General features: G+C 69.3%; 2 protein-coding genes. Both read left to right on the forward strand.

The genetic code is table 11. The annotated features are described in order from the left end of the window. Nucleotides 1-744 precede the first annotated feature (744 nt). Nucleotides 745-1,329 (forward strand): RNA polymerase sigma factor, encoded by a 585-nt coding sequence (locus K0M74_RS08740; RefSeq protein ID WP_293970658.1) that lies wholly within the window; start codon nt 745-747, stop codon nt 1,327-1,329. Further along, on the forward strand, nt 1,326-2,231 hold the full coding sequence (locus tag K0M74_RS08745; protein ID WP_293970661.1) for a FecR domain-containing protein: 906 nt from the start codon (nt 1,326-1,328) through the stop codon (nt 2,229-2,231). Before K0M74_RS08740 ends, K0M74_RS08745 begins: the two co-directional genes overlap by 4 nt. Nucleotides 2,232-2,367: the final 136 nt, after the last annotated feature.

The following is a 2,367-nucleotide window of genomic DNA, read 5'->3' on the forward strand; positions in this document are numbered from 1 at the left end:
CCCCCCCCCCCCCGCGCGCCCCCCCCCCCCCCCCATGGCCGGGGCCCCGCCCGCGCGTTTGCCCTAGCGCGGCCCCACCAACGCGCCGCCGCGCGCCCGCGCGGCGCCATCAGCGCGGTATGCCGATTTCCTGCCTGACGCCGTCTCCGTCAGGCGACACCGCTTGCGCGTCGGCGAAGGTTGACTGTTGCCGTTATCGACGTGGTTCCGGCCCAAAGGGCCTCCAGGATGCGCCCTTGGCGAGCGGCGGGCGCGGCGGCGGGCGCGCGGACTTGTGCTTAGCCGCCGCCGCGCCAAGATGAGCGAGCCAAGCGCGCGGCGCGGCCAACCGTGAAACGCCCGGGCTCTGGCGGCGGTCTCCGCCGCCAGTGTCTGCTCGATTGCGGCCGCGCTCATCAGCCGGGCAATGTCGATTCCATCGCGTGGGCGACCGGCTCCAGGCCCGTTCAAGCGAAACGACGCACGTCTGTCGGCCCCGGAATCCGCTCCGTATTCGAGCAGTTTTTTCTCTCAGACCTTGCCTTGCCGTAACGGCAGGCTATGCTGGAACGGCATCGGGCAGCATGGCGCCGGGTGCCGGAGCGTGAGAACTCCGTTCGAGAGCGATCATCTATATTGCCATCCTGCCGGGTGGCCGTCTGCGCATGTCCAAGCCCTCGGGCCAAAGGCGGCGGCGCGGGTTTCTCGTACCTGTTCTCAACGCCCGGCTTCCCCCGCCGTCCTGCCCCGGGGAAGGCGGACGCGATGGACTATGACGACGGCGAACAGGACGGGCGGCGCAGCCTCGACGCCGCCGATCCACTGCCGCCCGACGACTGGTCGGGTTTCGGCCGCACGGCGCGCGCCGAGGCGCTCTACGCGGCGCAGCGTCCACTCGTCGCGGGCATCTTCCGCCGCAGCGTGCCGCCGCAGGACGTCGGCGATCTTGTCCAGGAAACCTTCCGCCGGGTCTTTTCTGCTAAAGGCCAGAGCGCCGGACTGCTCGACGCTCCCGCCGCCTATGTTGCCGCGGCGGCGCGGAGCATTCTCAAGAACCGCGCCCGCTCGGCAGTCCGCAACCATGGCGCGGCGCATCACCGATATGAAGAGCAGGAGATTGCCGGCCCCGACCCGCACGCCGCGCTCGAAGCGCGCGACATGCTCCGCCGCGCGGAGGATGCGGTCGCGCGGCTCAGTCCCGTCACAAGGGATATATTCCTGATGCACAGGTTCGACGATCTGAGCTATGCCGAGATCGCAGCCATCAAACAGATGAGTCCCAAGCGCGTGGAAAAGCATATCGCCAAAGCCCTCGTCGCGATCCGCAAGGCACGAGACACCCAGCCGTGAGCCGCCAGCAGCGCGAGGCGGCCGACTGGGCCGCCTTAATGCGCGGAACCCCGAGCGATGGCGACCGACACGCCTTTGAGGTCTGGCGCGCGCGGCCGGGCAATGCCGACGCCTATGCCCGTGCTGTCGATGACTGGACTTATTCGGCCGGGATGTCGCGCCATCGTATCGAAGCGAAAGCCCGCAGCGAAACCCGCGCGCCGGGCAGTCGGCGCTGGGCTGCCGCGGCGCTCGCCGCGGTTGGACTCGCGATCGGCTTCGCTTTCTATCTCCAAGGCCGCAGCGACGCACCCCGGATCGCTGCCGGCCCGCTGCTGCCGGAAGAGCTCAGGCTCGCCGACGGGACGATGGTCACGCTGATGGACGGCGCCAGGGTCAATCCGCAGCTTTCGGCGAGCGAGCGGCAGGTGGTCCTGAACGGCGGGCGCGCCCGCTTCGAAGTCGCGCACGATCCGGCGCGGCGGTTCGTCGTGATCGCCGGTGGGTCGGAAACCGTCGCGCTCGGCACGATATTCGAAGTCGACGCTCGCGCGGCCTCCCCGCGCATCCAGCTCTTCAAGGGATCGGTCGAAGTTCGCGCGCGCGCGGGCGGCGAGCGCCTCCGGCTGGTTCCCGGCCAGGCGGCCGAAGTGACATCGATCGGCCCGCGGCTCGTCGATACGGCGGCGGCACGCCCGCCCGCCGCGCACCTCGACGCCGACGAACTTCCGCTGGGCGCGGTCGTCGAGGCAGCCAACAAGGTCGGGGTTACGCCGATCCGCCTCGCCGACCCGGCCCTTGCGTCGCTCAAGGTTACCGGCCGGTTCGATGTAACCAAAAGCTGGGCACTTGCGCGCAAGCTCGCGGCGGCGCTCGGTCTTGCCGCCCGAGACGTGGGCGGCGAAATCATCCTGACGAATTAATAGTTTCACGCCCCGGGGGGTGATTTCCGCTCCCCGGTGTTCTGCACCCCCGGACGACCAATCAAGGTCGCATTCGGGAGGGTTAAATGAATTTGAAGATGCTTGCAGTCCTGCTTGGGTCGAGCGCCGCGGTCCT

The organism is Sphingopyxis sp. (genome assembly GCF_019459305.1).
Classification (GTDB): domain Bacteria; phylum Pseudomonadota; class Alphaproteobacteria; order Sphingomonadales; family Sphingomonadaceae; genus Sphingopyxis.

What these genes read in the sequence shown, in the direction of transcription:
- K0M74_RS08740 (WP_293970658.1), top strand. Translation starts at nt 745, where the DNA reads ATGGACTATGACGACGGCGAACAGGACGGGCGGCGCAGCCTCGACGCC.